A 26,675-nucleotide genomic window follows, 5' to 3' on the forward strand; every position below is an offset into this window, starting at 1 on the left:
TCCGGTCAGTCAAAATTAATCGTTGGGACGCCCCATGCCTGTTGTGTCAAACAGGACGGGGGGTGGGTTGGTTTTCATGTTTTCGGCAAAGGCCATTTGTTCGGGGTGTGCGCACTCGTCAGCCAGACGACGGCCTTTGCTTTGGTCCATCAACATGGATTTGTTGGCCAATTGCAGCCAGACAGCGCCGGCTTTTTTGTCTTCCAGCCGAATGGCTCCCGTGGTGGTCGTCACAGGGTGCATGCGGTAATGAAAGCCCTTGCCCAAGACGTGGAAGTAGCCAGGCTGGGTGGCATCGGCTTCGAGCCTCACACTGGCCCCCAATTCGCAGGGCAAACGGCCCAAATGGACCCGCTCTGCGATGGCCAATTCGTCGACTCCCATGGGCAGGGGGGTGTGCACCGCCGCCGCTGGCTGCAACCACTGGGGTCGTGAAAGAGGGTCGGATTGGCGTGAAACGCGGGTCTTGGGTTGGGTCTTCTTTTTGTCCACCGCTTTTTTGGACGACGCTTTGTAGTTTGCCGACTTGCTGACGCCAGGCTTGGTCACAGGCACTGCGGTTTGTGCACCCACGGCCCAAGGCAGCAGCAGCACCGAGACAATGACAAAAACTGGTTTCATGACAAGCGACCTCAGGTTTGAAACAGCCATCATGAACCAGTTCCGGACAAAGCCACGGGTTCAGAAAAAAACAATCGGATTTCGGGGGGCAAGGAACAACCGGTCTGATGGGCTCGCTCGAGCAACTGCCAGAAAAAGCGGTAGCTGGCCCGATCATGCAGCTGTCCCGCATGACTGATCGGTGCCCATGCAGCGGCCTGAGCAGCCAACACGATTGCGCTGGCCTGCTCAATCTGCGCCTCGCTGGGGGACATGGCAGCCAAAATGGGGCGAATCTGGTCCGGGTGGATGCTCCACATGCGTGTGTAACCCAGCTCACAAGCGGCTTTGTGGGCGGCCATGCGCATGGCCTCGGTGTTCTTGAATTCGGTCACCACGCAGTGCGAAGGCACCTTGCCGTGCGCGTGACAGGCACTGGCGATGTCGAGCTTGGCTCGCAGCACCAAGGGGTGCGTGAATTGGCCTTGGATGCCCATGCCTTCTGCGGGTATGGCCCCGCCATGGGCCGAGACAAAGTCCATCAGGCCAAAGCTCAGCGACTGCACACGGGGGTGGGCAGCGATGTCAAATGCCCGGTGCACGGCTGCCGGTGATTCAATCAACACATGCAGTGGCAAATGGCCTGCCCCTGCTTGCAACAGGGCCGCTTGCGCACGCTCAACATCGGCCACGGTTTCGACCTTGGGCACCATGATGTGCGACAGGCATGAACCCGCTTGGGCCGCAATCAGCGCCATGTCGGCATCAAAAGAGGGGTGATCGACAGGATGGACACGCACGGCCACACGGGCCCCAGGGTTGGCAGCCGTAGCGGCCAATGCCAGCTCGGTGACCAAGGCGGCATGTTCGGCTTCGCCACCCACGGGTGCACCATCTTCGCAATCCAGGGTGACATCAAAGACGCAAGCACCGAACTCTTGCATCATGTCTGCCTGCAATTGAAGGCTTTTACGCATCCTCGCTTCGACACCAGAGTAATGGTCACACACCGGCAGCTGGACGGCTCCGGCTTGTGCTCCCAACAGTACGTCGCGAGGATGGCTCACTTGGACTTCTCGGCCTGAAATCAGATCAGGTGAGCGACGCCAGCTTGCTCGTCGGTCAACTCTTTGAGCGTCTTGTCGATGCAGCCTTGGCTGAAGGCGTCGATGTCCAGACCTTCCACGACTTTGTATTCGCCGTTTTCGCAGGTGACGGGGAAACCGAACATGACGTCTTTAGGAATGCCGTACCAGCCTTGTGATGGGATACCCATGGTGACCCACTTGCCGTTGGTGCCCAGGGCCCAATCGCGCATGTGGTCGATGGCCGCATTGGCAGCCGAAGCCGCCGAAGACAGGCCACGGGCTTCAATGATGGCTGCGCCGCGCTTGCCCACGGTGGGCAGGAACACGTTGGCGTTCCATTCCTGGTCGTTGATCATGTCCTTGACCGATTCGCCGTTGATGGTGGCAAAGCGGTAGTCGGCGTACATGGTGGGCGAGTGGTTGCCCCAGACGCACAGTTTTTCGATGTCGGCCACGGCTTTGCCAGTCTTGGCTGCGATTTGTGACAGAGCACGGTTGTGGTCCAAACGCAACATGGCAGTGAAGTTGCCGGGCTTGAGGTCAGGCGCGGCCTTCATGGCAATGTAAGCGTTGGTGTTGGCGGGGTTGCCCACGACCAGCACTTTCACGTCACGCGAAGCCACCGCGTTCAGGGCTTTGCCTTGTGCAGTGAAGATGGCGCCGTTGATGGCCAGCAACTCGGCACGCTCCATGCCAGGGCCGCGTGGACGCGAACCGACCAACAGGGCGTAGTCCACATCCTTGAATGCGGTCATGGGGTCGCCGTGGGCTTCCATGCCCACCAGCAATGGGAATGCGCAGTCTTCGAGTTCCATCATCACGCCCTTGAGCGCTTTTTGGGGGCCTTCAACGGGCACTTCGAGCAATTGCAGGATGACGGGCTGGTCTTTGCCCAACATTTCGCCTGAGGCGATGCGGAACAACAATGCGTAACCGATTTGACCTGCTGCGCCGGTGACGGCAACGCGGACGGGCTTTTTGCTCATGGTGGAAAACTCCAGAAGTGTTGTAAACAAGGGTTGCAGTCCGTTGCCAACATCTGTGTCAGCAAGGCTGTCCAGCGCACCGGACCCGCACCCCCAACCCACCAAATAGGCCAAAAGCGCTGGCAAACAGCCAAGGAGTGTACCCGCGAAAACCCTGATTCGTCAATTTGTCTTATGTCTTATATAAGATATGATGCGGCATCTGACATGCACCTGACCGCATGAAGCATTGGCGCCCATGAACCTCCCTTTGACACCGACCGACGCTGCCTCGCCTGCTGTACAGGCCGCCGCCGTGACTCCGGCATTCAGCCCCCTTTATCAGCAAATCAAAGGGTTGATTTTGCAAAGTCTGCAGTCCAGCGAGTGGAAGCCCGGCGAGTCCATCCCGAGCGAAATGGAACTCGCTGCTCGTTACCGGGTCAGCCAGGGCACGGTGCGCAAGGCCATCGACGAATTGGCCAGTGACCACCTTTTGATCCGCAAGCAAGGCAAAGGCACCTTTGTGGCCACCCATGCCGAGCACCAGGTGCAATACCGTTTTTTGAAACTCGTGCCCGACCAAGGTGACTTGAACACCGAAGGCCCTGCCCAGCGTCAAATCGTCGATTGCAAGCGTTTACGCGCCTCGGCCGACATTGCCAGAGCGTTGGCGCTGAGGACCGGAGACGCCGTCTTGCAAGTGCGGCGCGTCCTGTCTTTTGCGAGCATTCCCACCATTTTGGAAGATCTGTGGCTGCCGGGTGTCCCTTTCAAAGGCTTGACTGCAGAAAGGCTGACGGCCTATCACGGCCCCATGTATGCGCTGTTTGAGACCGAATTTGGCGTACGAATGGTGCGGGCAGAAGAAAAAATTCGGGCGGTCTTGGCGGACAAGTCTCAGCGAGAGTTGATGCAATTGGCCAGCAACACCCCCTTGCTGAGTGTCGAAAGGGTGGCCTACACCTACAACGACACCCCCATGGAACTGCGGCGCGGTTTTTACCGCACCGACACCCACCACTACCACAACGCCCTGAATTGATGAAAACCACCCTTTACAAGTCTGTTTTGAGACTGTCGCTGAAATGCTCATGTCAGTTTGCTGCGTTGCAATAGAATTCGATCGTTAGCCTCAAATGTCAAGAACGCGTTACACCCAGAAAGTACCCACATGACCGAACTCGCCCGCAAGCGGCCTGAATTCCGCAACATCAACGCCCTGAAAGACTTGCCCAGCTACCGCCTTCCAGTGGCCGGCATTGTGTCCATCTTGCATCGCATCAGCGGTTTTCTGATGTTTTTGCTGATGCCGCTGATCATCTGGATGTTTGACAACTCCATCTCGTCCGAAATTTCGTTTGCCAAGTTCTCTGCCGCTTTTAACATCGGTATTGGTTTTGTACCGGGCTGGTTCATGAAACTGGTCGCCCTGGCATTGATCTGGGCATACCTGCACCACTTCATTGCAGGTCTGCGTCACCTGTACATGGACACCTTCCACGCCGTGACCAAAGAGTTCGGCAAGTCTTCGGCCATCGTCACCTTGGTTTTGAGCATTGGCCTCACAGCCGTGCTGGGTGCCAAGCTGTTCGGCTTGTACTGATCTGCCCCCTAACAACAAAAAGGAAACTCCACTATGTCCGTGAACTACGGCTCCAAGCGCATCGTGACCGGTGCAGGCTACGGCTTTCGTGACTGGCTCGCGCAACGCGTGACCGGCATTTTGATGGCCCTTTTCACCGTGATTTTGCTGGCCCAGGTGATCTTCACCACGGGTCCCATCGGTTATGAAGAATGGGCGGGTATTTTTGCTTCCCAGTGGATGAAGGTCTTGACCTTTTGCGTGATCCTTTCCCTGCTGTACCACGTCTGGGTGGGCATGCGTGACATCTGGATGGACTATGTCAAGCCCTTGGCCGTGCGCCTGGCCTTGCACGTTTTCACCCTCGTCTGGCTGATCGGCTGTGCTGGCTGGGCTGTTCAGGCCCTGTGGCGCCTGTGATGCGTCAGCCCTCGCCTGTCATTGCGCTGAAACCACACCAACCAAGATAAACCATGAGCTATACCAAAGACAAAATCACCACCCGCAAGTTTGACGTCGTGATCGTCGGCGCCGGTGGTTCGGGCATGCGTGCCTCGCTGCAACTGGCCCGTGCTGGCCTCAATGTCGCCGTGCTGTCCAAAGTGTTCCCCACCCGTTCGCACACCGTGGCGGCCCAAGGCGGCATCGGTGCCAGCTTGGGCAACATGTCGGACGACAACTGGCATTACCACTTCTACGACACCATCAAGGGCTCCGACTGGCTCGGCGACCAGGATGCGATCGAATTCATGTGCCGTGAAGCCCCCAAAGTCGTGTACGACCTGGAACACATGGGCATGCCTTTTGACCGCAACCCCGATGGCACCATTTACCAGCGTCCGTTTGGCGGCCACACCGCCAACTACGGTGAAAAGCCCGTGCAGCGCGCTTGCGCTGCCGCTGACCGTACCGGTCACGCCATGCTGCACACCCTGTACCAACAAAACGTCGCTGCCAAAACCAGCTTCTTTGTCGAATGGATGGCTTTGGACTTGATCCGGGACGCCGAAGGCGATGTGGTCGGCGTGACCGCACTGGAGATGGAAACGGGCGACTTGCACATCCTGCACGCCAAAACCGTGCTGATGGCCACCGGTGGTGCTGGCCGCATTTATGCCGCCTCCACCAATGCCTTCATCAACACCGGTGACGGCTTGGGTATGGCTGCCCGTTCAGGCATCCCGCTCGAAGACATGGAGTTCTGGCAATTCCACCCCACCGGCGTGGCTGGTGCTGGCGTGTTGTTGACCGAAGGCTGCCGTGGCGAAGGCGCGATCTTGCTCAACAGCAATGGCGAACGCTTCATGGAACGCTACGCCCCCACCCTGAAAGACTTGGCCCCGCGTGACTTCGTGTCCCGTTCCATGGACCAGGAAATCAAGGAAGGCCGTGGCTGCGGTCCGAATAAGGACTATGTGCTGCTCAAGCTCGACCACCTCGGTGCTGAGACCATCCACAAACGTCTGCCCTCGGTGTACGAAATTGGTGTCAACTTCGCCAACGTTGACATCACCAAAGAGCCGATTCCTGTTGTGCCCACCATCCATTACCAGATGGGCGGTATCCCGACCAACATCAACGGCCAAGTCGTCATCCAGAACCCCACCGACCACAACGCCGTGGTCAACGGACTGTACGCGGTGGGCGAATGCTCTTGCGTGTCGGTGCACGGTGCCAACCGCCTGGGCACCAACTCCTTGCTCGACTTGCTGGTGTTCGGCCGCGCAGCGGGCAACCACATCGTGGACTTCGCTTCCAAAACCAAGTCGCACAAGCCTTTGCCTGCCGACGCTGCAGACTTCACCCTGAGCCGCTTGAACAAGCTAGAAGGCCGTGGCGGTGAATACGCCCAAGACGTGGCCAACGACATGCGTGCCGCCATGCAGCAACACGCTGGCGTGTTCCGCACCCAGGCCTCCATGGACGAAGGCGTGCAAAAGATCGCGGCCATCCGCGAGCGCGTCAATGCCATTGGCCTGAAGGACACCTCCAAAGTGTTCAACACCGCCCGCATCGAAGCCCTAGAAGTGGACAACCTGATCGAAGCTGCCCAAGCGACCATGGTTTCGGCCGCTGCCCGCCGCGAGTGCCGGGGTGCCCACACCGTGAGCGACTACGAGCGCCCAGCCGATGACGCCGTGGCCCCATTGGGTCGCGACGACGCCAACTGGATGAAGCACACCTTGTGGCACAGCGCCGACAACAGCCTGACCTACAAGCCGGTCAAGCTCAAGCCTTTGACTGTGGACTCCGTGCCACCCAAGGTTCGTACTTTCTAAAGATTGTCTGGACCGCTCACCCTCATTGGCGGTCCACCACCCGAATACACCAGGAGTTCTTTCATGACCCTACGCACTTTTCAGATCTACCGCTACGACCCCGACAAGGACGCCAAGCCCTACATGCAAACCATCCAGGTCGAACTGGACGGCAACGAGCGCATGTTGCTCGACGCCCTGATGAAGCTCAAGGCCGTGGACCCCACGATCTCTTTCCGCCGCTCGTGCCGCGAAGGCGTGTGCGGCTCGGACGCGATGAACATCAACGGCAAAAACGGTCTGGCTTGCCTGACCAACATGAACACTTTGCCCGGCACCATCGTGTTGAAACCCCTGCCAGGCCTGCCCGTGATCCGCGACGTGATCGTGGACATGACCCAGTTCTTCAAGCAATACCACTCGATCAAGCCCTACCTGATCAACAGCACCATCCCGCCCGAGACCGAGCGTCTGCAAAGCCCGGAAGAGCGTGACGAGCTGAACGGCTTGTACGAGTGCATCTTGTGCGCCAGCTGCTCTACCAGCTGCCCCAGCTTCTGGTGGAACCCCGACAAGTTCGTGGGCCCCGCCGGTTTGCTGCAGGCCTACCGCTTCATCGCCGACAGTCGTGACGAAGCCACCGCCGAGCGCCTGGACAACTTGGAAGACCCTTACCGTCTGTTCCGCTGCCACACCATCATGAACTGCGTCGATGTCTGCCCCAAGGGTCTGAACCCCACCAAGGCGATTGGCAAGATCAAAGAGATGATGGTTCGCCGCGCTGTCTGATGACCGTCACCCCCATCCTGGAAGACGCGTCTCTGGTTGGCGCAGACCGCCTCGCTCTTTTGAGCGAGCGGTCGCTGAGCAAGCTGCGCTGGCGCAGCCGACGCGGCCTGCTTGAAAACGATTTGTTCATCGAGCGCTTTTTCAACCGGCACGCTGCTGCGCTGACGGTTGGCCAGGCCCGGGGCATGTACGTGCTGATGGACCTGTCAGACAACGATCTCATGGACTTGCTGCTGCGCCGCACGGAGCTGCAGACCGAGATCAGCACCGAAGAGGTGCGCGAAGTCCTGGACATGTTGAGAGCGTGAACCCAACAGGTTCACCCCCCTGAATTTTTGAGGAAACCCACCATGAAACTCGCCGATAACAAAGCCACCCTGTCGTTCTCCAACGGCAGCCCCAGCATCGAGATGCCCGTTTACTCCGGCAACATCGGTCCCGATGTGATCGACATCCGCAAGCTGTACGGCCAAAGCGGCATGTTCACTTATGACCCGGGTTTTCTGTCCACGGCTTCATGCCAGTCCGCCATCACCTACATCGACGGCGACAAGGGCGAGCTGCTGTACCGCGGCTACCCCATCGAACAGCTGGCCAACAAGGCCGACTACCTGGACACCTGCTACCTGCTCTTGAATGGCGAGTTGCCCGTCGGCCAGCAAAGCAAGGACTTCCACAAGCTGGTCAACAACCACACCATGGTCAACGAGCAAATGCAGTTTTTCCTGCGTGGCTTTCGCCGTGATGCGCACCCCATGGCCGTGTTGACCGGTCTGATTGGCGCTTTGTCGGCCTTCTACCATGACAGCACCGACATCAACAATCCAGAGCATCGCCACATTGCGGCGATCCGTTTGATCGCCAAAATGCCCACCTTGGTGGCCATGGCCTACAAATACGGCGTGGGCCAGCCCTACATGTACCCCCGCAACGAGTTGTCCTATGCGGGCAACTTCCTGCGCATGATGTTTGGTACACCGTGCGAAGACTACGTGGTCAACCCCGTGCTCGAACGCGCCATGGACCGCATCTTCACGCTGCACGCAGACCACGAGCAAAACGCATCGACCTCCACCGTTCGTCTGTGCGGCTCGTCCGGCACCAACCCGTTTGCGGCCATCGCTGCGGGCGTGGCTTGCTTGTGGGGCCCTGCGCACGGCGGTGCCAACGAGGCTTGCCTGAACATGCTCGAAGACATCCAGAAAATGGGGGGCATCTCCAAAGTGGGCGAGTTCATGGAAAAGGTCAAAGACAAAAACTCCGGCGTCAAGCTGATGGGTTTTGGTCACCGCGTTTACAAAAACTACGACCCACGCGCCAAGTTGATGCAAGAAACTTGCGACGAAGTGCTAAAAGAGTTGGGCCTGGAAAACGACCCACTGTTCAAGTTGGCCAAGGCTCTGGAGAAAATCGCTCTGGAAGACGACTACTTCGTCAGCCGCAAGCTCTACCCCAACGTGGACTTCTACTCCGGCATCGTGCAACGCGCCATCGGCATTCCAGTGAACCTCTTCACTGGTGTGTTCGCCTTGGCCCGTACTGTGGGCTGGATTGCCCAACTGAACGAAATGATCAGCGACCCCGAGTACAAAATCGGCCGCCCACGTCAGCTGTTCACCGGCTCTGTGCGCCGCGACGTGCAGCGTTGATCGGTTTTCAACCGAACCCGAAAGCCCGCCTTGTGCGGGCTTTTTTCATGCCTGGTGCAACCCCGTAGGTCGGCGGCTTCAGCCCCGACAATCTTGTCCCATACAAATCTGCGAGCCACATGTCGGGGCTGAAGCCGCCGACCTACAAAATCACAACCACTTGAGGGGACGGGTCCGGGGCCTGGCTGGCCGATTTGCTGGCGCGAAGCGACTGATGAGGCCTGGCAGGCCCCGGATTCGTCCCCTCGAGCCCACGCGAGGGGGGCACTTCATCTGTCCATTGACACAAGCCTTGGCTAGGCATTAGCCAACGCGACTGACACAGCATGCGAACCGCATAAAATGGCAGGTTGCACAGCAAGGAAGCTCCATGGCACGCACGCTCTACGACAAGATCTGGGACGAACACGTCGTCCACACCGAAGAAGACGGCACCTCCGTCCTCTACATTGACCGCCATCTGGTGCACGAAGTCACCAGCCCCCAAGCCTTTGAAGGCCTGCGTCAAGCCGGCCGCAAGGTCTGGCGTGTCAGCTCCATCGTGGCCACCGCCGACCACAACACACCCACCACCGGCTGGGAGTTGGGCTATGACGGCATCACCGACCCGATCAGTAAAGAACAAATCACCACGCTTGACGCGAACATGGCCGAATATGGCTCTGCCGCTTTCTTCCCCTTCCTGTCCAAGCGCCAGGGCATCGTGCACGTCATCGGCCCTGAAAACGGCGCCACCCTGCCCGGCATGACCGTGGTCTGCGGCGACTCGCACACCTCCACCCACGGCGCATTTGGCGCTCTGGCCCACGGCATCGGCACCTCCGAAGTCGAACACGTCATGGCCACGCAAACGCTCTTGGCCAAAAAAGCCAAAAACATGCTGATTAAAGTCGAAGGCACGCTGGCCAAAGGCCTCACGGGCAAAGACATCGTGCTGGCCATCATCGGCAAGATCGGTACCGCAGGCGGCACCGGCTACACCATCGAATTTGCAGGCTCGGCCATCCGGGCACTCAGCATGGAAGGCCGCATGACGGTCTGCAACATGGCCATCGAAGGCGGCGCACGCGCGGGCTTGGTGGCGGTGGACGAAAAAACCATCGAGTACGTCAAAGGCCGTTTGCTCTCGCCCACGGGTGTGGAGTGGGACCACGCCGTGGCCTACTGGAAGACCTTGCAGTCTGACCCCGGCGCGCACTTTGACGCCGTGGTCGAGCTGGACGCCAGCGCCATCGTGCCGCAAGTCACCTGGGGCACCTCGCCCGAAATGGTACTGGGCATCGACGGCCACACGCCGGACCCCGACAAGGAAAAAGACGACGTCAAGCGCGATGCCATTGAGCGTGCACTGACTTACATGGGCTTGCAGCCCGGCAAAGCGCTGGCCGACATCACCATCGACAAAGTCTTCATCGGCTCGTGCACCAACAGCCGCATTGAAGACATGCGCGAAGCCGCTGCCGTCGTCAAAAAGCTCGGCCAAAAAGTTGCAAAGAACGTCAAATTGGCCATGGTCGTGCCCGGTTCAGGTTTGGTCAAAGAACAAGCCGAGCGCGAAGGCCTGCACGAAATCTTCAAGGCCGCAGGCTTTGAGTGGCGCGAACCCGGCTGCTCCATGTGCCTGGCCATGAACGCCGACCGCCTGGAGCCCGGCGAGCGCTGCGCATCGACCAGCAACCGCAACTTCGAAGGTCGTCAGGGCGCGGGTGGCCGCACCCACCTGGTCAGCCCCGCCATGGCCGCTGCGGCTGCCGTGCACGGCCACTTTGTTGACATCCGCAAATTCGCCTGAACCCAAGGAGCCTGGACATGAACACCCTGATTCGCCTGATGCTGATCGCCAGTGTGCTGAGTTTGACCGCGTGCAACACCGTGCGCGGCATCGGTCAGGACATTGAAAAACTGGGTTCCACCATTGAAGGCGCTGCCAAGAAATAAAGCCATGCAAAAATTTACTTTACTCAAAGGCCTGGTGGCCCCGATGGACCGCGCCAACGTGGACACCGACGCCATCATCCCCAAGCAATTCCTCAAGTCGATCCGCAAGACGGGCTTTGGCCCCAACCTGTTCGACGAATGGCGCTACCTCGATGTGGGCTACCCCGGCCAAGACCCGGCCAGCCGCAAGCCCAACCCGGACTTCGTGCTTAACCAGCCGCGCTACCAAGGCGCCAGCATCTTGCTGGCGCGAAAGAACTTTGGCTGCGGTTCTTCGCGTGAGCACGCGCCTTGGGCGATTGACCAATACGGCTTTCGCTGCGTGATCGCACCCAGCTTTGCCGACATCTTTTTCAACAACTGCTTCAAAAACGGCCTGCTGCCCATCGTGCTGCCCGAAGCGGTGGTGGCCCAGCTGTTCGACGAAGTGGCCGCCTTCCCCGGCTACGAACTCACCGTCGATCTGGAGCGTCAAGTGGTGGTGCGCCCCCAAGGCCAGGAAATCCCATTTGAAGTGCAAGCCTTCCGCAAGTACTGCCTGCTCAACGGCTTGGACGACATTGGCCTGACCCTGCGCCACGCCGACAAGATCAAAGCCTATGAAGCCGAGCGTCTGGCCACCAAGCCCTGGCTCGCACACACCGCCCATTGACCCCTTGTAGGAGCGGCGCCCCCGCCGCGATGAGCGCACGCCCACCGGTGCACGCGCCATTGCCAAAGGCCGCGCCATCTGTCCAGACACCCCCTAGGAAACCCCATGAAAATCGCAGTCCTCCCCGGTGATGGCATCGGCACCGAAATCGTCGCTGAAGCCGTCAAAGTCCTGAAAACGCTCGACTTGAAGTTCGAGATGGAAACCGCCTTGGTCGGTGGTGCCGCTTACGACGCCTATGGCCACCCCCTGCCCGAAGCCACACTCAAGCTGGCCATGGACAGTGATGCCGTGCTGTTTGGCGCGGTCGGCGACTGGAAATACGACAAGCTCGACCGCCCCCTGCGCCCCGAGCAAGCGATTTTGGGCCTGCGCAAAAACATGGGCCTGTTCGCCAACTTCCGTCCTGCCATTTGCTACGAGCAGCTGGTGGGCGCGTCCAGCCTCAAGCCTGAGCTGATTTCGGGTCTGGACATCCTGATCATCCGCGAGCTGACGGGTGACATCTACTTTGGCCAGCCTCGCGGCCGCCGCATCGCGACCGATGGCCACTTCCCCGGCGCCGAAGAAGCCTTCGACACCATGCGCTATTCCAAGCCCGAGATCGAGCGCATCGCGCACGTCGCCTTCCAGGCCGCCCGCAAGCGCAAAGCTGCGGGCACCGAGGGCCGCGTGACCAGCGTGGACAAAGCCAACGTGCTCGAGACTTTCCAGTTCTGGAAAGACGTTGTCACCGAAGTGGGCAAAGAGTACCCCGACATCGCGCTGGACCACATGTATGTGGACAACGCCGCGATGCAACTGGTCAAAGAACCCAAGCGCTTTGACGTGGTGGTCACTGGCAATATGTTCGGCGACATCCTGAGCGACGAAGCCTCCATGCTGACCGGCTCCATCGGCATGCTGCCCTCGGCCAGCCTGAACACCAAGAACCAAGGCCTGTACGAGCCCAGCCATGGCAGCGCCCCCGACATCGCGGGCAAAGGCGTGGCCAACCCGCTGGCGACCATCTTGTCTGCGGCCATGATGCTGCGCTTTAGCCTGAACCAGCCCGAAGCTGCCCAGCGCATCGAAACGGCCGTGCAAAAAGTGCTGGCCCAAGGTCTGCGCACGGGTGACATCTGGAGTGAAGGCACCACCAAGGTGGGCACCGCGCAAATGGGCGATGCGGTGGTCAAAGCGCTGGGTTGAGCACCCAAAGGATGCTGTCAGGAAGCACTCAGGCAGCATCCATTACAATTTCGGCCATGTTTCACTCCCACCTGTTCTCCCTGAATCTGATCACTGCCGCTGCAGTGGCAGCTGGTGCGCGTGCAACTTCCACAAAAACCACGACCATTAAGGGCTGATCCGGCCTGGTTCGTCGTGCGCCCTCCCGGCCAGACGAGCCGGGCAAACAGTCTGGTCAAACACTGTTTTAAATACTGAAAGGGCGTTGAAATGAGCAAGTTAGTAGGTTTGGTCGGCTGGCGCGGCATGGTCGGCTCGGTTCTGATGGACCGCATGATTCAGGAAAAAGACTTTGACCTGATCGAGCCATTGTTCTTCTCCACATCGAACGCGGGTGGCAAAGCCCCTTCGATGGCCAAGAACGAAACCACACTCCAAGACGCCTTCAACATCGAGCAGCTCAAGCGCTGCGAGATCATCATCACGGCCCAAGGTGGCGACTACACCTCTGAAGTCTTCCCCAAACTGCGTGCAGCAGGCTGGAACGGGCACTGGATCGACGCGGCTTCGACCCTGCGCATGGAAAAAGACGCGGTCATCATTCTGGACCCGGTCAACATGCCCGTGATCAAGAACGCCTTGGCGCACGGTGGCAAGAACTGGGTGGGCGGCAACTGCACTGTGTCGTGCATGTTGATGGGCGTAGGTGCTTTGTACAAAGCGGGTTTGGTGGAATGGATGAGCACCCAGACTTACCAAGCGGCTTCAGGCGGTGGTGCGCAGCACATGCGCGAATTGCTGACCCAATACGGCACCCTGAACGCCGAAGTCAAATCCTTGCTGGACGATCCCAAGAGCGCCATCCTCGAAATCGATCGGATGGTTGTAGCCAAACAACGCGCCCTGACCGCCTCTGAGACCGCCAATTTTGGCGTGCCACTGGGTGGCTCTTTGATTCCCTGGATCGACAAGGACCTGGGCAACGGCATGTCCAAAGAAGAGTGGAAAGGCATGGCCGAAACCAACAAGATTTTGGGCATGGGCGAGGGTTTTGACTCTGCCGCCATCCCGGTCGACGGTTTTTGCGTGCGCGTAGGTGCCATGCGCTGCCACAGCCAGGCCTTGACCTTCAAACTCAAAAAAGATGTGCCCGTGGCCGACCTCGAAGCCATGATCGCTGCCGACAACGAGTGGGTCAAAGTGATTCCTAACACTCGGGAAGCCACCATCCAGGGCTTGACACCAGTGGCCGTCACCGGCACCATGGCAATCCCGGTGGGAAGAGTACGAAAGTTGGCAATGGGTCCAGAATATGTAGGAGCATTTACCATCGGGGATCAACTTCTTTGGGGTGCAGCGGAACCGCTGCGCCGCATGCTGCGCATTCTGTTGGAAGCCTGAATCTCAGGCCAACGACAAACCATCTTCAGGGAAAAAAATGGGTTCATCAAAACAGGTCAGAGTGACCAGCTTCAAAGTAAAAGCAATCAGTGCTTTGATGGTTTCTGTCTGGGGTTTGCCCACTTTTGCCCTTGAATTAGGCCGACTGCAACTTCAGTCGGCCATTGGTGAGCCCTTGCGTGCAGAAATTGAAATCGCCAAGCTTTTGCCTGAAGAGCTCAAGAGTTTGCGTGTACAGCTGGCTTCACCCGAAAGTTTCCGCAAGGTCGGCATGGAATTCAACCCCGCCTTGAGGGGGGTCACCGCCACACTGAGAACCGGTGCCAATGGCAACTCCGTGATCGTCCTGAATGGCAAAACACCCGTTCAGGACAACTTCATCGATTTGGTCATCGAAAGCCAATGGGCGACCGGTAATGTGGTCAAAAACTATGCGGTCCTGCTCAATTCGGTCAGTGACAAAAGCAGTACCAGCGCAGCACCCGCATTGCAGTTGCCTGTGACCGGCAACGCAGCCGACACAGCCGCCACCCGTTCGACAGCGTCCAGTTCACGACTCAACCCCAGCAGCGTCGAACTCAATGCACAAAAAGTGCCGGTTTATCGCTTTGAGCCGGTCGACAACAAAGCGGCTCCACCCGCCCCTGCCCGGACAGCCAATGGCGCTGCGCCAACGGCCAACGCATCAGAATCGGCACCGGCCGTTCAAGCGCAACCCAAAGCCATTGCCAACCCTCAAGAGGGCGACCGTGTGCTCGTCATGCCAGGGGACACCGCCTCACGATTGGCCATTCGGCATTTGGCGGCCAACATTTCGCTGGACCAAATGCTTTTGGCCATGCTCAAGGCCAATCCCGATGCCTTCATCGAAAACAACGTCAATTTGATCAAGGCGGGAGCCTCATTGCGCATCCCCACCCCGGATGAAGCAGCTCAGATTTCCCGGGGTGAAGCCCGTCAAACGGTGATTGCACAGACTCGCGACTTTGCAGAATACGCCCGACGACTGGCGCAATCGCCCATGGTGATCGGCTCTCGCAACACCCGCGAAATGACGGGCAAAGTGGGCGTCGATGTGCAAAACGTCGATGGACAATCACCCCAGCAAGACAAGCTCACTTTGTCAAAACCCCAAGTCAGCACGGACAGTGCTGAAGCCAAATTGGCCGTTCAGCGTGAAAGTGCCGACAAAGCCAGCCAACTCGAGAGTCTGAACCAGAACCTGAAAGACCTGGAGGCCTTGGCCTCCGGCAAAACCCCTGCCGCTGCAGGCCTTGCTGCCTCAGCCCCTCAAGATGCATCGGCATCGGTGGTCACCGCGCCCGCCCCTGACGCGTCCGAGTCCAATTTGTTCTCGTCCATTCTTGAAAAAACCCAACAAAACAAGGACATCTGGCTGTGGGCTGCAGCGCTCTTGAGCCTGATGCTGCTCTTGGTGTTGTGGGTCAAAAAAAAGACCGAACCCCAAGAAGATGTTTTTGCGCCTTCTTACAACGACATCACCGAAAGCGCCATCGAGCCCTCTGCGACACCTGCGCCAGCAGATCAGGGTATTCCAGCCCAAATGTCGTCGATTGACTTGAATTTGAATGCAATGGCCTCGGCACCTTCACCGGCAAGCGTGCCAGTGCCCCCCCCTTCGGCGACCCTTGCCGCCGATGAAACCGAAAACAACAAATTGAATCTGGCGCAACAACTGCTCTCCAAAGGGGACCATGATTTGGCACGCGCCCTGATTTTGTCTGTGGCCTCGACCGCCACAGGAGATTTGAAATCACGGGCCTTGCAGATGCTCGGTCAAATCCGGTGAGGCTGGCACTGGGCGTTTGTTACTCGGGTTCAGCCTATCAAGGTTGGCAAAGCCAGTCTTCGGGCCTGACGGTTCAAGACAAGCTGGAGAAAGCGCTCACCCAGTTTGCCAATGTGCCGCGCATCAGCACCCTGTGCGCAGGCCGCACCGATGCGGGGGTCCATGGACTCATGCAAGTGGTTCATTTCGACACCGATTTACTACGCGATCCACAGTCTTGGGTGCGCGGCACCAACCGGTATTTGCCTTCCGACATCGCTGTGCAATGGGCGCAGGTCGTGCCCGAGACCTTCCATTGCCGCGCCAGCGCCACGGGCAGGCGCTACATCTATGTGGTGCTCGACTCGGCCGTTCGCCCCAGTCTGGAAACCGGCCGGGTCGGTTGGGTGTACCGGCCTCTGGCCGAAGACGCCATGCGTCAGGCCAGCTTGTATCTGCTGGGCGAACATGATTTTTCATCCTTCCGGGCCAGCAGCTGCCAGGCGTTGTCGCCTGTCAAAACACTGCGGCACATCCGCATTTCCAAACAGGGTGCCTACTGGCGATTTGAGTTTGAAGGCAATGCCTTTTTGCACCACATGATTCGCAACATCATGGGCTGCCTGGTGACCATTGGACAAGGCAACCACCCTCCCGAGTGGATGCAAGAGGTTTTGCTGGCCAAAAGTCGTGACGCTGCTGCACCCACGTTTTCACCCGACGGTCTGTACTTTGCAGGCCCTATTTACAGCCCCGACTGGGGTTTGCCCGACACCACCCCGGCTTTTGATTGGTTGCCATGACCCAACCGAACACCACAGTTTGCAACGCTGTACAGCAGCGCACACGCATCAAAATGTGCGGCTTCACCCGCGAAGCCGATGTGCTGGCGGCCTGTGCTGCGGGTGCAGACGCCATCGGCTTTGTGCTTTACCCACCGAGCCCTCGCGCTGTGAGTGTGAACAGGGCTGCCGAGCTGGCCAGCGTGCTGCCCCCCTTTGTGTGCCCGGTGCTGTTGTTCGTCAACGAAAATGCCGACCGCATTCAAGCCGCTTGCAGACAAGTGCCTGGCGCTGTGCTGCAGTTTCATGGCGATGAGTCTCCCGAATTTTGCGAAGCCATGTCGCTGCTCACAGGCCGCCCGCACCTCAAAGCGGCCCGAATCCCCCTGTCCGAAGTCCAGGACTTCGACTTGCTAGAATTCTCCGAAACTCACCACGCTGCCCAAGCCCTCTTGCTCGACGCTCATGTCGACGGATACGGCGGGGGCGGGAAAACATTCAATTGGTCACTGCTGCCACCAAACGTCAATGCTCACCTCGTTTTGTCTGGTGGACTCACACCTGCAAACGTGGGCGATGGCATTCGGGCACTGCGCACGCACGGCCTGTCTCTGGCCGTTGACGTGAGCTCTGGCATCGAGGCAAGCAAGGGCCTCAAAGATGCCGACAAAATGCGGCAGTTTGTCCAAGCGGTGCGCACCGCAGACAACAACCTCTCCTTTTAAAGTATTGAAGGGCTTGCTTCGGCACCCTCTGCAGCGTTCACCACTGCAAGCACCGAGCGGCCCCCGCCCCAACCAAGGCCATCACCATGTTCGAATACCAACAACCCGACCTCAAAGGCCATTTCGGCATCTACGGCGGCAGTTTTGTCAGCGAAACCCTGACGCATGCCATCAACGAGCTCAAAGCCGCTTACGCCCAGTACCAGCACGATCCGGCCTTCATGGCCGAATTCAAGTCCGAATTGGCGCACTTTGTGGGCCGTCCCTCCCCCCTCTACCACGCAGCCCGGATGAGCCTTGAGATGGGCGGTGCGCAAATCTTTTTGAAGCGTGAAGACCTCAACCACACCGGTGCCCACAAAATCAACAACACCATTGGCCAAGCCATGCTCGCCAAGCGCATGGGCAAACCGCGCATCATTGCCGAAACAGGCGCTGGCCAACACGGCGTGGCCACCGCCACCATCTGTGCCCGTTATGGTTTGGAATGTGTGGTCTACATGGGCAGTGAAGACGTCAAGCGCCAAAGCCCCAACGTTTACCGCATGAAGCTCTTGGGTGCCACCGTGGTGCCCGTGGAAAGTGGCAGTCGCACCCTCAAAGACGCGCTCAATGAAGCCATGCGCGATTGGGTGGCCAACGTGGACAACACCTTCTACATCATCGGCACCGTGGCCGGTCCACACCCCTACCCGATGATGGTGCGCGACTTCCAGAGCGTGATCGGCGAAGAGTGCCTGACGCAAATGCCCGAGATGTTCAAGTCACTCAAGATGGCGGAGCAGCAACCGGATGCGGTGATCGCCTGCGTGGGCGGTGGCAGCAACGCCATGGGCATTTTTTACCCCTACATTCCGCACGAGAACACCCGCCTGATCGGCGTAGAAGCGGCTGGCGAAGGCATGGATTCGGGCAAGCACTCGTGCTCGCTGCAACTGGGCAGCCCCGGTGTGTTGCACGGCAACCGCACCTACATCCTGCAAGACGACAACGGCCAAATCACCGAAACCCACAGCGTGAGCGCGGGACTGGACTACCCCGGCGTCGGACCCGAACACGCATTCCTCAAAGACATCGGCCGCGCCGAGTATGTGGGCATCACCGACAAAGAAGCGCTCGAAGCCTTCCACTACCTGTGCCGTACCGAGGGCATCATCCCGGCGCTGGAGTCGAGCCATGCCGTGGCCTACGCCATGAAACTGGCCAAAACCATGCGCCCTGACCAGTCGATCCTGGTCAACCTGTCGGGCCGTGGTGACAAAGACATCGGTACTGTGGCCGATTTGTCGAATGCCGACTTTTTCTGCCGACCCAGCTGCCAAGGCCAGTCGGTCAAAGGCGCTGAGCAGCCTGTGAACTTTGTGAAGTGAGGGCAAAAACATGAGCCGCATCGACACCACCCTCTCCGCCCTCAAAGCCCAAGGCCGCAAAGCCCTGATCCCGTATGTCACGGCTGGTTTTCCGCAAGCGGACACCACCGTCCCCCTGATGCACGCCATGGCCCAAGCCGGGGCCGACGTCATCGAGCTGGGGGTACCGTTTTCGGACCCGTCAGCCGACGGTCCGGTCATCCAGAAAGCCGGTGACAAAGCGCTGGCTTTGGGCATTGGCACCGCGCAGGTGCTGGCCATGGTGCGTGAGTTCCGCCAAACCAACAGCACCACCCCGGTGGTGCTGATGGGTTACGCCAACCCGGTGGAGCGCTACGACCAAAAACACGGCGCTGACAGCTTCATCCGCGACGCCTCGGCAGCGGGTGTGGACGGCGTGCTGATCGTGGACTACCCACCCGAAGAGTGCGTGGAATTTGCCGCCAAGCTCCGAGCACACAGCATGGACCTGATCTTTTTGCTGGCCCCCACCAGCACCGACGAGCGCATGCAGCAGGTGGCCCAGGTGGCCAGCGGCTATGTGTACTATGTGTCGCTCAAGGGCGTGACCGGCTCGGGCACGCTCGACACCGACGCGGTCGAAGCGATGCTGCCGCGCATCCGACAGCACGTCAGTGTGCCCGTCGGCGTGGGGTTTGGCATCCGCGACGCGGCGACTGCCCAAGCCATCAGCCGCGTGGCCGATGCGGTGGTGATCGGCTCACGCCTGATTCAGCTGATCGACGCGGCCCCAGCCGATCAGGTCAATGCTGTGGCCGCCGAGTTCCTGAGCGGTATCCGCCAGGCGCTGGATGCTTGAACAGGCTTGCGTGCCAAAGTCATCAAAAATGACAAAAGCGTTTCGACGATAATCCGCCCCTGAAGGAGAACCCTCATGAGTTGGCTAGAAAAACTGCTTCCCCCCAAAATCCAGCACACCGACCCGGCCGAGCGCCGCACGGTGCCCGAAGGTTTGTGGGTCAAGTGTCCCAGCTGCGAGACCGTGCTTTACAAGACCGACCTCGAAGAAAATCAGAACGTCTGCCCCAGCTGCTCGCATCACCTGCGCATCGGTGCCCGTGCCCGACTCAATGGCTTCCTGGACGGCGAAGGCCGCTACGAAATTGGCCAAGAAGTTTTGCCAGTGGACGCCCTCAAATTCAAGGACAGTCGCAAATACCCCGAACGCCTCAAAGAAGCCATGGACAACACGGGTGAAACTGATGCGCTGGTGGTCATGGGCGGTGCGGTACACAGCATTGAACTGGTCGCGGCGTGTTTTGAGTTCGACTTCATGGGCGGCTCCATGGGCTCGGTGGTGGGTGAACGCTTTGTGCGGGGTGTTGAAACCGCCATCGCACAAAAAGTGCCTTTTGTTTGCTTCACCGCCACGGGCGGTGCACGCATGCAAGAGGGCCTGCTGTCCCTCATGCAAATGGCCAAAACCAACGCCGCGTTGACCCGTCTGGCCAAAAAGGGGCTGCCTTACATCAGCGTACTGACCGACCCGACCATGGGTGGCGTGTCCGCAGGGTTTGCCTTTTTGGGTGACGTGGTCATTGCCGAACCCAAAGCCCTGATTGGCTTTGCAGGCCCGCGCGTGATTGAAAGCACTGTGCGCGTGACTTTGCCCGAAGGCTTCCAGCGTGCCGAGTTTTTGCAAAGCAAAGGGGCTGTGGACTTCATCTGTGACCGCCGCGAACTGCGCAAGACCATTGCCAGCACCTTGGCCATGTTGCAACGCCAACCCGCCGATGCGGTGAGTTGATCACTCAAGACCCGATGACAAAGGCCCTCTTTCGAGGGCCTTTGTCATGGCATGTACCGCCACACGCCCTCAAAATTGGAAAGAACCCCTTCAGCGCATCAGGCTCATTTGCAGGCCTGACAACAGCATGCCGAGTAATTGGAGCACCAACAGCAGCGCCATGGGCGACAAATCAATCCCGCCCATCAAAGGCAACACACGCTGAAATGGGCGCAAAAACGGCTCACACAAACGCATGGCCAAGACATGCATGGGCGTGCCCGGGTTGACCCAAGAGGTGATGGCCAGCACCAGCACCAAGGCGCTCAGGGCAGAGGCGAGCAATTGCGCCAGCCCAACCAGGCTGACCAGGGGCAGCAGACCCCAATTGCCATGTGCCCCTGCGACCAGCCAAAGCAAAATAAACTGCACCAACTTGACCAGCCAGGCGCCCACCAGACTCGACAAATCCCAAGACAAGGCGGGGGGAATCACTTTGCGCAAGGGCAGGATGAGCCAGTCGGTCATCGCGAACACAAAACGCCCCAAAGGTTGATTGAACGATATGCGCTGCCACTGCATCAAAAGACGCAGCAAACACGTGCCCGCCACCAAGCCCGCAAGCACATCCAACACCATATTGACCATTTGAAACCACATTGCTGTTCTCCTGCTCGTGCGATGATACCCAGATGTCCAAGCTGCCCCCTCCACCCCATGACTTGTCGCCGCCATTGCCGCTGTTCCCTTTGTCTACGGTGTTGTTTCCCGGGGCTTTGTTGCCTTTGCAACTGTTTGAACTGCGTTACCTGCAAATGATTGGTGAGTGCGAACGCAAGGGCACCGACTTTGGCATCGTGACGCTGACTCAGGGCCGGGAAGTGCATCGCCCCGGCGAACCCACTGAGCAGTTTGAACTTTTGGGCACCCGCGTGCGGATCGAACGCATCGACAGGCCCCAACCCGGCTTGGTGATGGTCTGGTGCCGGGGGCTGGAGAAATTCCGCATTCAAGACACTCAGCAACGCAGCGACGGCCTTTGGCTCGGTCATGTGCAGGCCTTGCCACCCGAACCCGCCGTGCAAGTGCCCGACGACTTGCAACATTTGTCCACACACATGCACGAAGCCTTGAGCCAACTGAGTCAGCGGCCCAGCGTGGTGCCGCACTGGTCAGAGAGCTGGCGACTGCAAGACTGCAGTTGGCTGTCCAACCGTTGGGGTGAATTACTGCCCCTGCCTTTGCAAATGAAATACCGGCTGTTTGCCCTGAACGAGCCGCTCATGCGGCTGGAACTTGTGGGCGATCTGGTGGCCCCGGCAGAGCCTTCCTCGCAATCCCAAGGTAAACCCGACACCAAGCCCCCTGCGAACTCTTAAAATAGCAGGTTTTGCGCTTTGGCGCAGTCTCACCATTCTTTGCAACCCAGGTACAGGTCGCCCCCGCGCAACCGTCCCCAAACACCGCCCGACATGTCCGATACAAATGCCTCTGCCGCCGCGCAAACGCCAGCCCCACAAGATGAAAACCAGCTGATCGCCGAGCGCCGCGAAAAACTCAAAGCCATGCGCCAGGCGCAGGCCGATGGCAAAGGCGTGGCCTTCCCCAACGACTTCAAACCCGAGCACCACGCCGCCAACCTGCACCAAGCCCATGGCGAGAAAGTCGCCGAAGAACTGAACGGCGAAGGCGTGGCCAAGACCACCGCCAAAGTCGCAGGCCGCATGATGCTCAAGCGCGTGATGGGCAAGGCCAGCTTTGCCACGCTGCAAGACGCCACGGGCCGCATCCAGGTCTATGTGACCCGTGACGATGTGGGCGAAGACCTGTACGCCCTGTTCAAGCACTGGGACTTGGGCGACATCGTGGGCGTGGAAGGCCATTTGTTCAAGACCCGCACGGGCGAGTTGTCGATCCACGCGACCAGCATCCGCATGCTCACCAAGAGCCTGCGGCCCATGCCCGACAAGTTTCATGGTGTGGCCGACCAAGAGGTGAAGTACCGCCAGCGCTATGTGGACCTGATGACCGACGAAGCCGCCCGCAAGCGCTTTGCAGCCCGCAGCAAGGCCGTGAGCGGCATCCGCGAGTTCATGGTTCAGCACGGCTTTTTGGAAGTCGAAACGCCCATGCTGCACCCCATCCCAGGTGGTGCCAATGCCAAGCCGTTTGTGACGCACCACAACGCACTGGACCAAGAGATGTTCTTGCGCATTGCCCCTGAGCTGTACCTCAAGCGCCTGCTGGTGGGCGGCTTTGAACGTGTGTTCGAGATCAATCGCAACTTCCGCAACGAAGGCATCTCGGTGCGCCACAACCCCGAGTTCACCATGATGGAGTTCTACGCGGCGTACTGGAACTACCAGGACCTGATGGGTTTCACCGAAAGCCTGATCCGCGACGCGGCCATGACTGCGGCTGGCACGCTCGATTTGACCTACAACGGCAAGCCGGTCGACCTGAACAAGCCATTTGCCCGCATGACGATCCGCGAAGCCATCGTCAAACACACCGAAGCCGGTGACAACGTCGACAACGCCGAGTGGCTGATCAACGCCCTGAAAAAGCTGGGCATGAGCGAAGCCAAGGACAAACTGTCCACGCGTAGTTTGGCCAGCCTGCAGGTGTTTTATTTCGAGGAAACCGTGGAAGACAAGCTCTGGGAGCCGACCTTCATCATGGAGCACCCGACCGAGATCAGCCCGCTGGCCCGCGCCAACGACACCCGCCCCGAAGTGACCGAGCGCTTTGAGCTCTACATCACAGGGCGCGAATTCGGCAACGGCTTCAGCGAGTTGAACGACGCCGAAGACCAGGCCGCTCGCTTCCAAGCCCAAGTGGCCGCCAAAGACGACGGCGATGACGAAGCCATGTACTACGACCACGACTTTGTGCGTGCGCTCGAATACGGCATGCCCCCCGCAGGCGGCTGCGGCATCGGCATTGACCGCCTGATGATGCTGCTGACCGACAGCGCCAGCATCCGCGATGTGATCCTGTTCCCTGCCCTGCGGCACGTTCAGGAATAAACCTCTTGCTTACTCCAACCGTGTGCGCGTTTTTTGCAGGAAATCCACCAACAGTTTTTCTGTTTTGACGCCACCGTTGGACAGCATCAGCAATTGAAAATTGCGCTGCTTGTTGAAATACAAGGCTGTTCGGTAGGCCCCTAACCTGCCTGTGTGCCCCACACCAGCAGCGGGCAGCGTGCTCGACATGGCGGCCCATCCCCCCAATTGACCGATGTACCAACCATAACCATAACGTTTGCCATCCTCAAAAACGGCGTGTGGAACCATCATGGTGGCCAGTGTTTCGGGTCGAATCAGTTGCTTGTCCATCAATGCATTGACAAATTTCGCCAGGTCATGGATTGAGCTTTTTTGATTGATGGCACCCAACAGGTTGTAGTCTGCCTCGTGGATTTTGCTGTTTTCGGCATAAGGCAAAGCATGGAAAACGCCCATGGCACGCCAACGCTCAGAAGACACTGTGCTGGAGGCCATGCCAGCGGGGTCAAAAACATGCAGTTTCAGGTAATCCCCAAAGTCTTGGCCTGAAACCTGCGCCACCAATTCAGCCAGGAAAATGTAGTTGGTGTTGCTGTAGGCCGCTCGTGTACCGGGTTCAAACTGAAGACGCACATTGTGTTCAAAATGCGCCATCATCCCCTTCAGGTCAAGACCATTGACGCGTCTGCGGGACCACTGATTCATCAAGTCGGGCAAACCCGATTGGTGAGACAACAAGTGGTGAACGGTCACGCCTTGCCACGCTCGCGGCAGACCACGAATGTAGGTGCCGACGGGTGCGTGCAATTCAATGAGACCTTGCTCCTGCAACTGCATCACGGCCAAAGCGGTGAATATTTTGGACAAGGAGGCCAACTCGAAAGTCGTGTCCTCATGAATCAAGTTAGAAAACCCCGCACCCGCATAACCGGTGTCGTGGGCATAGACCAATTGGCCTTGCGAATAAACCCTTAAAGCATACCCGGGCAAATCGGCCGATTCACCCGCTTTGGCAAGGTCTGACAGCTCTTGCCGCAAGCTTTGGCTTGGCTGTGACAGCACACCAAGTGAGGAAACAGGGACACAGGCAACACTCAGAAATCCGCACAAAACGGCGAATACAAGCCGCTTCATTTCAAAAGTTTGACGGGATCAGGGGTCGGTTTGACTTCGCGCACTTCCACATCCACCACATCATCGGACATGCTTTGCGCTGGGCCCGCAGGCCGCCATGCGCCGGCTCGCGCACTGCGCATCTCACGGTATCGCTGCCAGACCACCGCCACTTGGGGTTTTTGGCCCGTCAACAGCCAACGCACACTGGCCCAAACGATGTAAAGCAGCAAAAACACAAGCATGCCCAACATCAACACCAGTCCAAAAAAAGCTAAAAAAAGCTTGAATACCCAGCCGACCATGGTTTGTTTACTCTTCGTTGAAATTCAGTGGTGTCACGGTAACAAATCCAGCGCACGCATGTAATCGGCCGAACGCACCAAGGTTTCCCAATCTCGGGCAATGGCCGTCGGCAACAAGCCCAAACGGCGTTGCTCGCTCACCTCACTCGGCAGCCAATGCCCTTTGACCGCCGCTTCGCTCAAATCGTCCAGCACTTGGTCCAGTTCGGCCCCGCCCCCGACCGATCGGTTGCACAGCAAAGCCAGATCACAGCCCGCATCCAGCGCGGCACGCACGGCTTCGGTGGAGCTCAGGCTGCGACCGTCCATTTGGCGAGCACCGGCCATCGACAAATCGTCGCTGAAAACTGCGCCTTGAAATCCCATCTGGCCACGCAAAATGTCTTGCAACCAGCGCTTCGAAAAACCAGCGGGCCGGGAGTCGACCCGGCTGTAAATGACGTGTGCTGGCATCACGGCGGTGAGCACGCTGCCCAACCAGGAATAAGGCGCGGCATCGTCCGACAAAATGGTCTTGAGGCCGCGCTTGTCCACGGGGATGTCGGTGTGTGAATCGGCCTTGACCGCGCCGTGGCCTGGGAAATGCTTGCCGCAATTGCCCATGCCAGCCTGGAGCAGGCCGTGCATCAGACTGCGGGCCAGCAAGCTCACCACACGCGGGTCTCGCGCCAAAGCGCGGTCACCGATCACCCCACTTTCGCCGTGATCGAGGTCCAGCACTGGGGTAAAGCTGAAATCGACACCACAAGCACGCAATTCGCTGGCCAACACAAAGCCCACCGAAGTCGCCGCCTCGCAGGCCTTGAGCACGCCCGAGCCGGGCTGGCCCTTGTCGTCTTGACCCCAAAGCTCGCCAATGGCCCGCATGCTGGGCAAGTGGGTGAAGCCGTCGGTGCGAAAGCGCTGCACACGACCACCCTCGTGGTCCACCGCGATCAAAAGGTCCGAGCGGATGCTTTTGATCTCGGCGCACAAATCGGTCAGTTGCGCCCGGCTTTGCCAATTGCGGCCAAACAAAATCATGCCGCCGGTCAGCGGGTTCGCCAATCGGCGGCGGTCCACCGCCGTGAGGCTGTGGCCTTCAATGTCCAGGATCAGGGGGGCGTGGATGCTCATGGGTGTCTCAACAGTTCAGGGTGATCGTGTGCAAATCAAGGGCCTGGCATGTCTGCAGCCGCTGCTGGTGCTCGGGTCTCGACCACACAAAAGCTGGCCGCGTACTCGGACTCGTCGGTCACGGTGATGTGGGCGCTCAGGCCTTTGGCTTCAAACCAGTCTTTCAAGCCCCCATGCAGCACGATCACCGGCTGGCCACTGGGGAGTTTGCCGATTTCGCACAGCCGCCAGGTCATGGGCATTCGCATGCCCAAGCCAATGGCCTTGCTAAAGGCCTCCTTGGCCGAAAAGCGTGTGGCCAAATAGCGCACTCCCCGCTCAGGCCAACGGGCACTACGGGCTTTCCAGGTGGCCATTTCGGCATCAGACAGCACCTTGGCAGCAAAGCGATCGCCGTGCCGCTCCAAGCTGGCCCGGATGCGGCGGATGTCGCAGATGTCAGTACCGATGCCGTAAATCATATGTTGGGGGTTGGGCGTTGGGCGTTATGGATCCGGCCCTGTGAAGTTTGAAGTGAAAGGCTTGTATTGGGCACAGCGGTAAGCGAGGCAGTCACTGTGAGAGCTCCGTCCTTGGGGCGATGGGTGGGGGTCTCAGAGAGATTATCGCGACGAGGGCGTCG

28 protein-coding genes are annotated in these 26,675 nt (G+C 59.0%); 20 read left to right on the forward strand and 8 right to left on the reverse strand.

The features are described from left to right. Positions 1-15: 15 nt before the first annotated feature. From AMM41_RS22190 to AMM41_RS06565, 3 genes are all read right to left on the reverse strand, one after another. Complete coding sequence (locus AMM41_RS22190) at positions 16-621, reverse strand: hypothetical protein (protein WP_228769127.1); 606 nt, start codon at positions 619-621, stop codon at positions 16-18. Positions 622-650: 29 nt separating this feature from the next. Beyond that, positions 651-1,577: an HpcH/HpaI aldolase/citrate lyase family protein gene (locus AMM41_RS06560; protein ID WP_233261132.1), complete on the reverse strand. Its 927-nt coding sequence runs from the start codon at positions 1,575-1,577 to the stop codon at positions 651-653. A 110-nt stretch (positions 1,578-1,687) separates the two neighbouring features. After that, positions 1,688-2,674, reverse strand: coding sequence for a malate dehydrogenase (locus tag AMM41_RS06565; protein ID WP_089955300.1), 987 nt, complete (start codon positions 2,672-2,674; stop codon positions 1,688-1,690). Between the two features lie 238 nt (positions 2,675-2,912). On the opposite strand from AMM41_RS06565, the gene AMM41_RS06570 reads away from it, so the two are divergent. The 18 genes from AMM41_RS06570 to accD all read left to right on the forward strand — a co-directional run bounded on the left by AMM41_RS06570 (position 2,913) and on the right by accD (position 20,529). Then, positions 2,913-3,698: a GntR family transcriptional regulator gene (locus AMM41_RS06570; RefSeq protein WP_089954856.1), complete on the forward strand. Its 786-nt coding sequence runs from the start codon at positions 2,913-2,915 to the stop codon at positions 3,696-3,698. A gap of 129 nt (positions 3,699-3,827) precedes the next feature. Next, entirely contained in the window at positions 3,828-4,259 is a 432-nt protein-coding gene (sdhC, locus tag AMM41_RS06575) for a succinate dehydrogenase, cytochrome b556 subunit (RefSeq protein WP_089954858.1), read from the forward strand. A gap of 33 nt (positions 4,260-4,292) precedes the next feature. Further along, entirely contained in the window at positions 4,293-4,658 is a 366-nt protein-coding gene (gene sdhD / locus AMM41_RS06580) for a succinate dehydrogenase, hydrophobic membrane anchor protein (protein WP_089954861.1), read from the forward strand. A 53-nt stretch (positions 4,659-4,711) separates the two neighbouring features. Further along, entirely contained in the window at positions 4,712-6,517 is a 1,806-nt protein-coding gene (gene sdhA / locus AMM41_RS06585; protein WP_089954865.1) for a succinate dehydrogenase flavoprotein subunit, read from the forward strand. A gap of 63 nt (positions 6,518-6,580) precedes the next feature. Continuing rightward, complete coding sequence (locus tag AMM41_RS06590) at positions 6,581-7,285, forward strand: succinate dehydrogenase iron-sulfur subunit (protein WP_089954868.1); 705 nt, start codon at positions 6,581-6,583, stop codon at positions 7,283-7,285. Next, positions 7,285-7,593 carry an FAD assembly factor SdhE gene (locus tag AMM41_RS06595; protein WP_089954872.1) on the forward strand — a complete coding sequence of 103 codons (309 nt, stop codon included), beginning with the start codon at positions 7,285-7,287 and terminating at the stop codon, positions 7,591-7,593. Before AMM41_RS06590 ends, AMM41_RS06595 begins: the two co-directional genes overlap by 1 nt. Before the next feature lie 42 nt (positions 7,594-7,635). Continuing rightward, a complete protein-coding gene (gene gltA / locus AMM41_RS06600) occupies positions 7,636-8,934 on the forward strand; it encodes a citrate synthase (RefSeq protein WP_089954876.1) in 1,299 nt (432 codons plus the stop codon). Positions 8,935-9,304: 370 nt separating this feature from the next. Then, a complete protein-coding gene (gene leuC, locus AMM41_RS06605; protein WP_089954879.1) occupies positions 9,305-10,726 on the forward strand; it encodes a 3-isopropylmalate dehydratase large subunit in 1,422 nt (473 codons plus the stop codon). 17 nt (positions 10,727-10,743) lie between these two features. Next, the gene (locus AMM41_RS06610) at positions 10,744-10,872 is read left to right on the forward strand and encodes an entericidin A/B family lipoprotein (RefSeq protein ID WP_089954882.1); all 129 of its coding nucleotides are present in this window, start codon (positions 10,744-10,746) and stop codon (positions 10,870-10,872) included. A 4-nt stretch (positions 10,873-10,876) separates the two neighbouring features. Next, positions 10,877-11,524: a 3-isopropylmalate dehydratase small subunit gene (gene leuD / locus AMM41_RS06615; protein ID WP_089954886.1), complete on the forward strand. Its 648-nt coding sequence runs from the start codon at positions 10,877-10,879 to the stop codon at positions 11,522-11,524. Positions 11,525-11,629: 105 nt separating this feature from the next. Continuing rightward, a complete protein-coding gene (gene leuB / locus AMM41_RS06620; protein WP_089954889.1) occupies positions 11,630-12,715 on the forward strand; it encodes a 3-isopropylmalate dehydrogenase in 1,086 nt (361 codons plus the stop codon). A gap of 249 nt (positions 12,716-12,964) precedes the next feature. After that, entirely contained in the window at positions 12,965-14,095 is a 1,131-nt protein-coding gene (gene asd, locus AMM41_RS06625) for an aspartate-semialdehyde dehydrogenase (RefSeq protein WP_089954893.1), read from the forward strand. Positions 14,096-14,192: 97 nt separating this feature from the next. Continuing rightward, positions 14,193-15,905, forward strand: coding sequence for a FimV/HubP family polar landmark protein (locus AMM41_RS06630; RefSeq protein WP_194944634.1), 1,713 nt, complete (start codon positions 14,193-14,195; stop codon positions 15,903-15,905). Next, positions 15,902-16,687 carry a tRNA pseudouridine(38-40) synthase TruA gene (gene truA / locus AMM41_RS06635; RefSeq protein WP_089954900.1) on the forward strand — a complete coding sequence of 262 codons (786 nt, stop codon included), beginning with the start codon at positions 15,902-15,904 and terminating at the stop codon, positions 16,685-16,687. Before AMM41_RS06630 ends, truA begins: the two co-directional genes overlap by 4 nt. Further along, positions 16,684-17,391 (forward strand): phosphoribosylanthranilate isomerase, encoded by a 708-nt coding sequence (locus AMM41_RS06640; RefSeq protein ID WP_089954904.1) that lies wholly within the window; start codon positions 16,684-16,686, stop codon positions 17,389-17,391. Before truA ends, AMM41_RS06640 begins: the two co-directional genes overlap by 4 nt. Before the next feature lie 86 nt (positions 17,392-17,477). Continuing rightward, positions 17,478-18,761 (forward strand): tryptophan synthase subunit beta, encoded by a 1,284-nt coding sequence (trpB, locus tag AMM41_RS06645; RefSeq protein WP_089954908.1) that lies wholly within the window; start codon positions 17,478-17,480, stop codon positions 18,759-18,761. A 10-nt stretch (positions 18,762-18,771) separates the two neighbouring features. After that, complete coding sequence (gene trpA / locus AMM41_RS06650) at positions 18,772-19,581, forward strand: tryptophan synthase subunit alpha (protein ID WP_089954911.1); 810 nt, start codon at positions 18,772-18,774, stop codon at positions 19,579-19,581. A gap of 75 nt (positions 19,582-19,656) precedes the next feature. Further along, entirely contained in the window at positions 19,657-20,529 is an 873-nt protein-coding gene (gene accD / locus AMM41_RS06655) for an acetyl-CoA carboxylase, carboxyltransferase subunit beta (RefSeq protein WP_089954915.1), read from the forward strand. Positions 20,530-20,619: 90 nt separating this feature from the next. On the opposite strand, the gene AMM41_RS06660 is transcribed toward accD, so the two are convergent. Then, entirely contained in the window at positions 20,620-21,168 is a 549-nt protein-coding gene (locus AMM41_RS06660) for a YggT family protein (protein WP_089954919.1), read from the reverse strand. Positions 21,169-21,200: 32 nt separating this feature from the next. Between AMM41_RS06660 and AMM41_RS06665 the strand changes: the two genes are divergently transcribed. Both AMM41_RS06665 and lysS read left to right on the forward strand, forming a co-directional pair. Continuing rightward, positions 21,201-21,887 carry an LON peptidase substrate-binding domain-containing protein gene (locus AMM41_RS06665; RefSeq protein WP_089954921.1) on the forward strand — a complete coding sequence of 229 codons (687 nt, stop codon included), beginning with the start codon at positions 21,201-21,203 and terminating at the stop codon, positions 21,885-21,887. 93 nt (positions 21,888-21,980) lie between these two features. Further along, positions 21,981-23,537, forward strand: coding sequence for a lysine--tRNA ligase (lysS, locus tag AMM41_RS06670; RefSeq protein ID WP_089955304.1), 1,557 nt, complete (start codon positions 21,981-21,983; stop codon positions 23,535-23,537). Positions 23,538-23,546: 9 nt separating this feature from the next. Here lysS and AMM41_RS06675 read toward each other — a convergent pair whose 3' ends face one another. The 4 genes from AMM41_RS06675 to acpS form a co-directional block, all read right to left on the reverse strand. Next, complete coding sequence (locus tag AMM41_RS06675; protein ID WP_228769128.1) at positions 23,547-24,581, reverse strand: serine hydrolase domain-containing protein; 1,035 nt, start codon at positions 24,579-24,581, stop codon at positions 23,547-23,549. A 68-nt stretch (positions 24,582-24,649) separates the two neighbouring features. Beyond that, positions 24,650-24,886, reverse strand: coding sequence for a hypothetical protein (locus tag AMM41_RS06680; RefSeq protein ID WP_146186291.1), 237 nt, complete (start codon positions 24,884-24,886; stop codon positions 24,650-24,652). Between the two features lie 84 nt (positions 24,887-24,970). Continuing rightward, positions 24,971-26,053 (reverse strand): beta-N-acetylhexosaminidase, encoded by a 1,083-nt coding sequence (nagZ, locus tag AMM41_RS06685; protein ID WP_089954931.1) that lies wholly within the window; start codon positions 26,051-26,053, stop codon positions 24,971-24,973. 35 nt (positions 26,054-26,088) lie between these two features. Continuing rightward, complete coding sequence (gene acpS, locus AMM41_RS06690) at positions 26,089-26,514, reverse strand: holo-ACP synthase (protein WP_089954935.1); 426 nt, start codon at positions 26,512-26,514, stop codon at positions 26,089-26,091. Positions 26,515-26,675: the final 161 nt, after the last annotated feature.

This window comes from Limnohabitans sp. 2KL-3, assembly GCF_001269405.1.
Lineage (GTDB): Bacteria > Pseudomonadota > Gammaproteobacteria > Burkholderiales > Burkholderiaceae_C > Limnohabitans_A.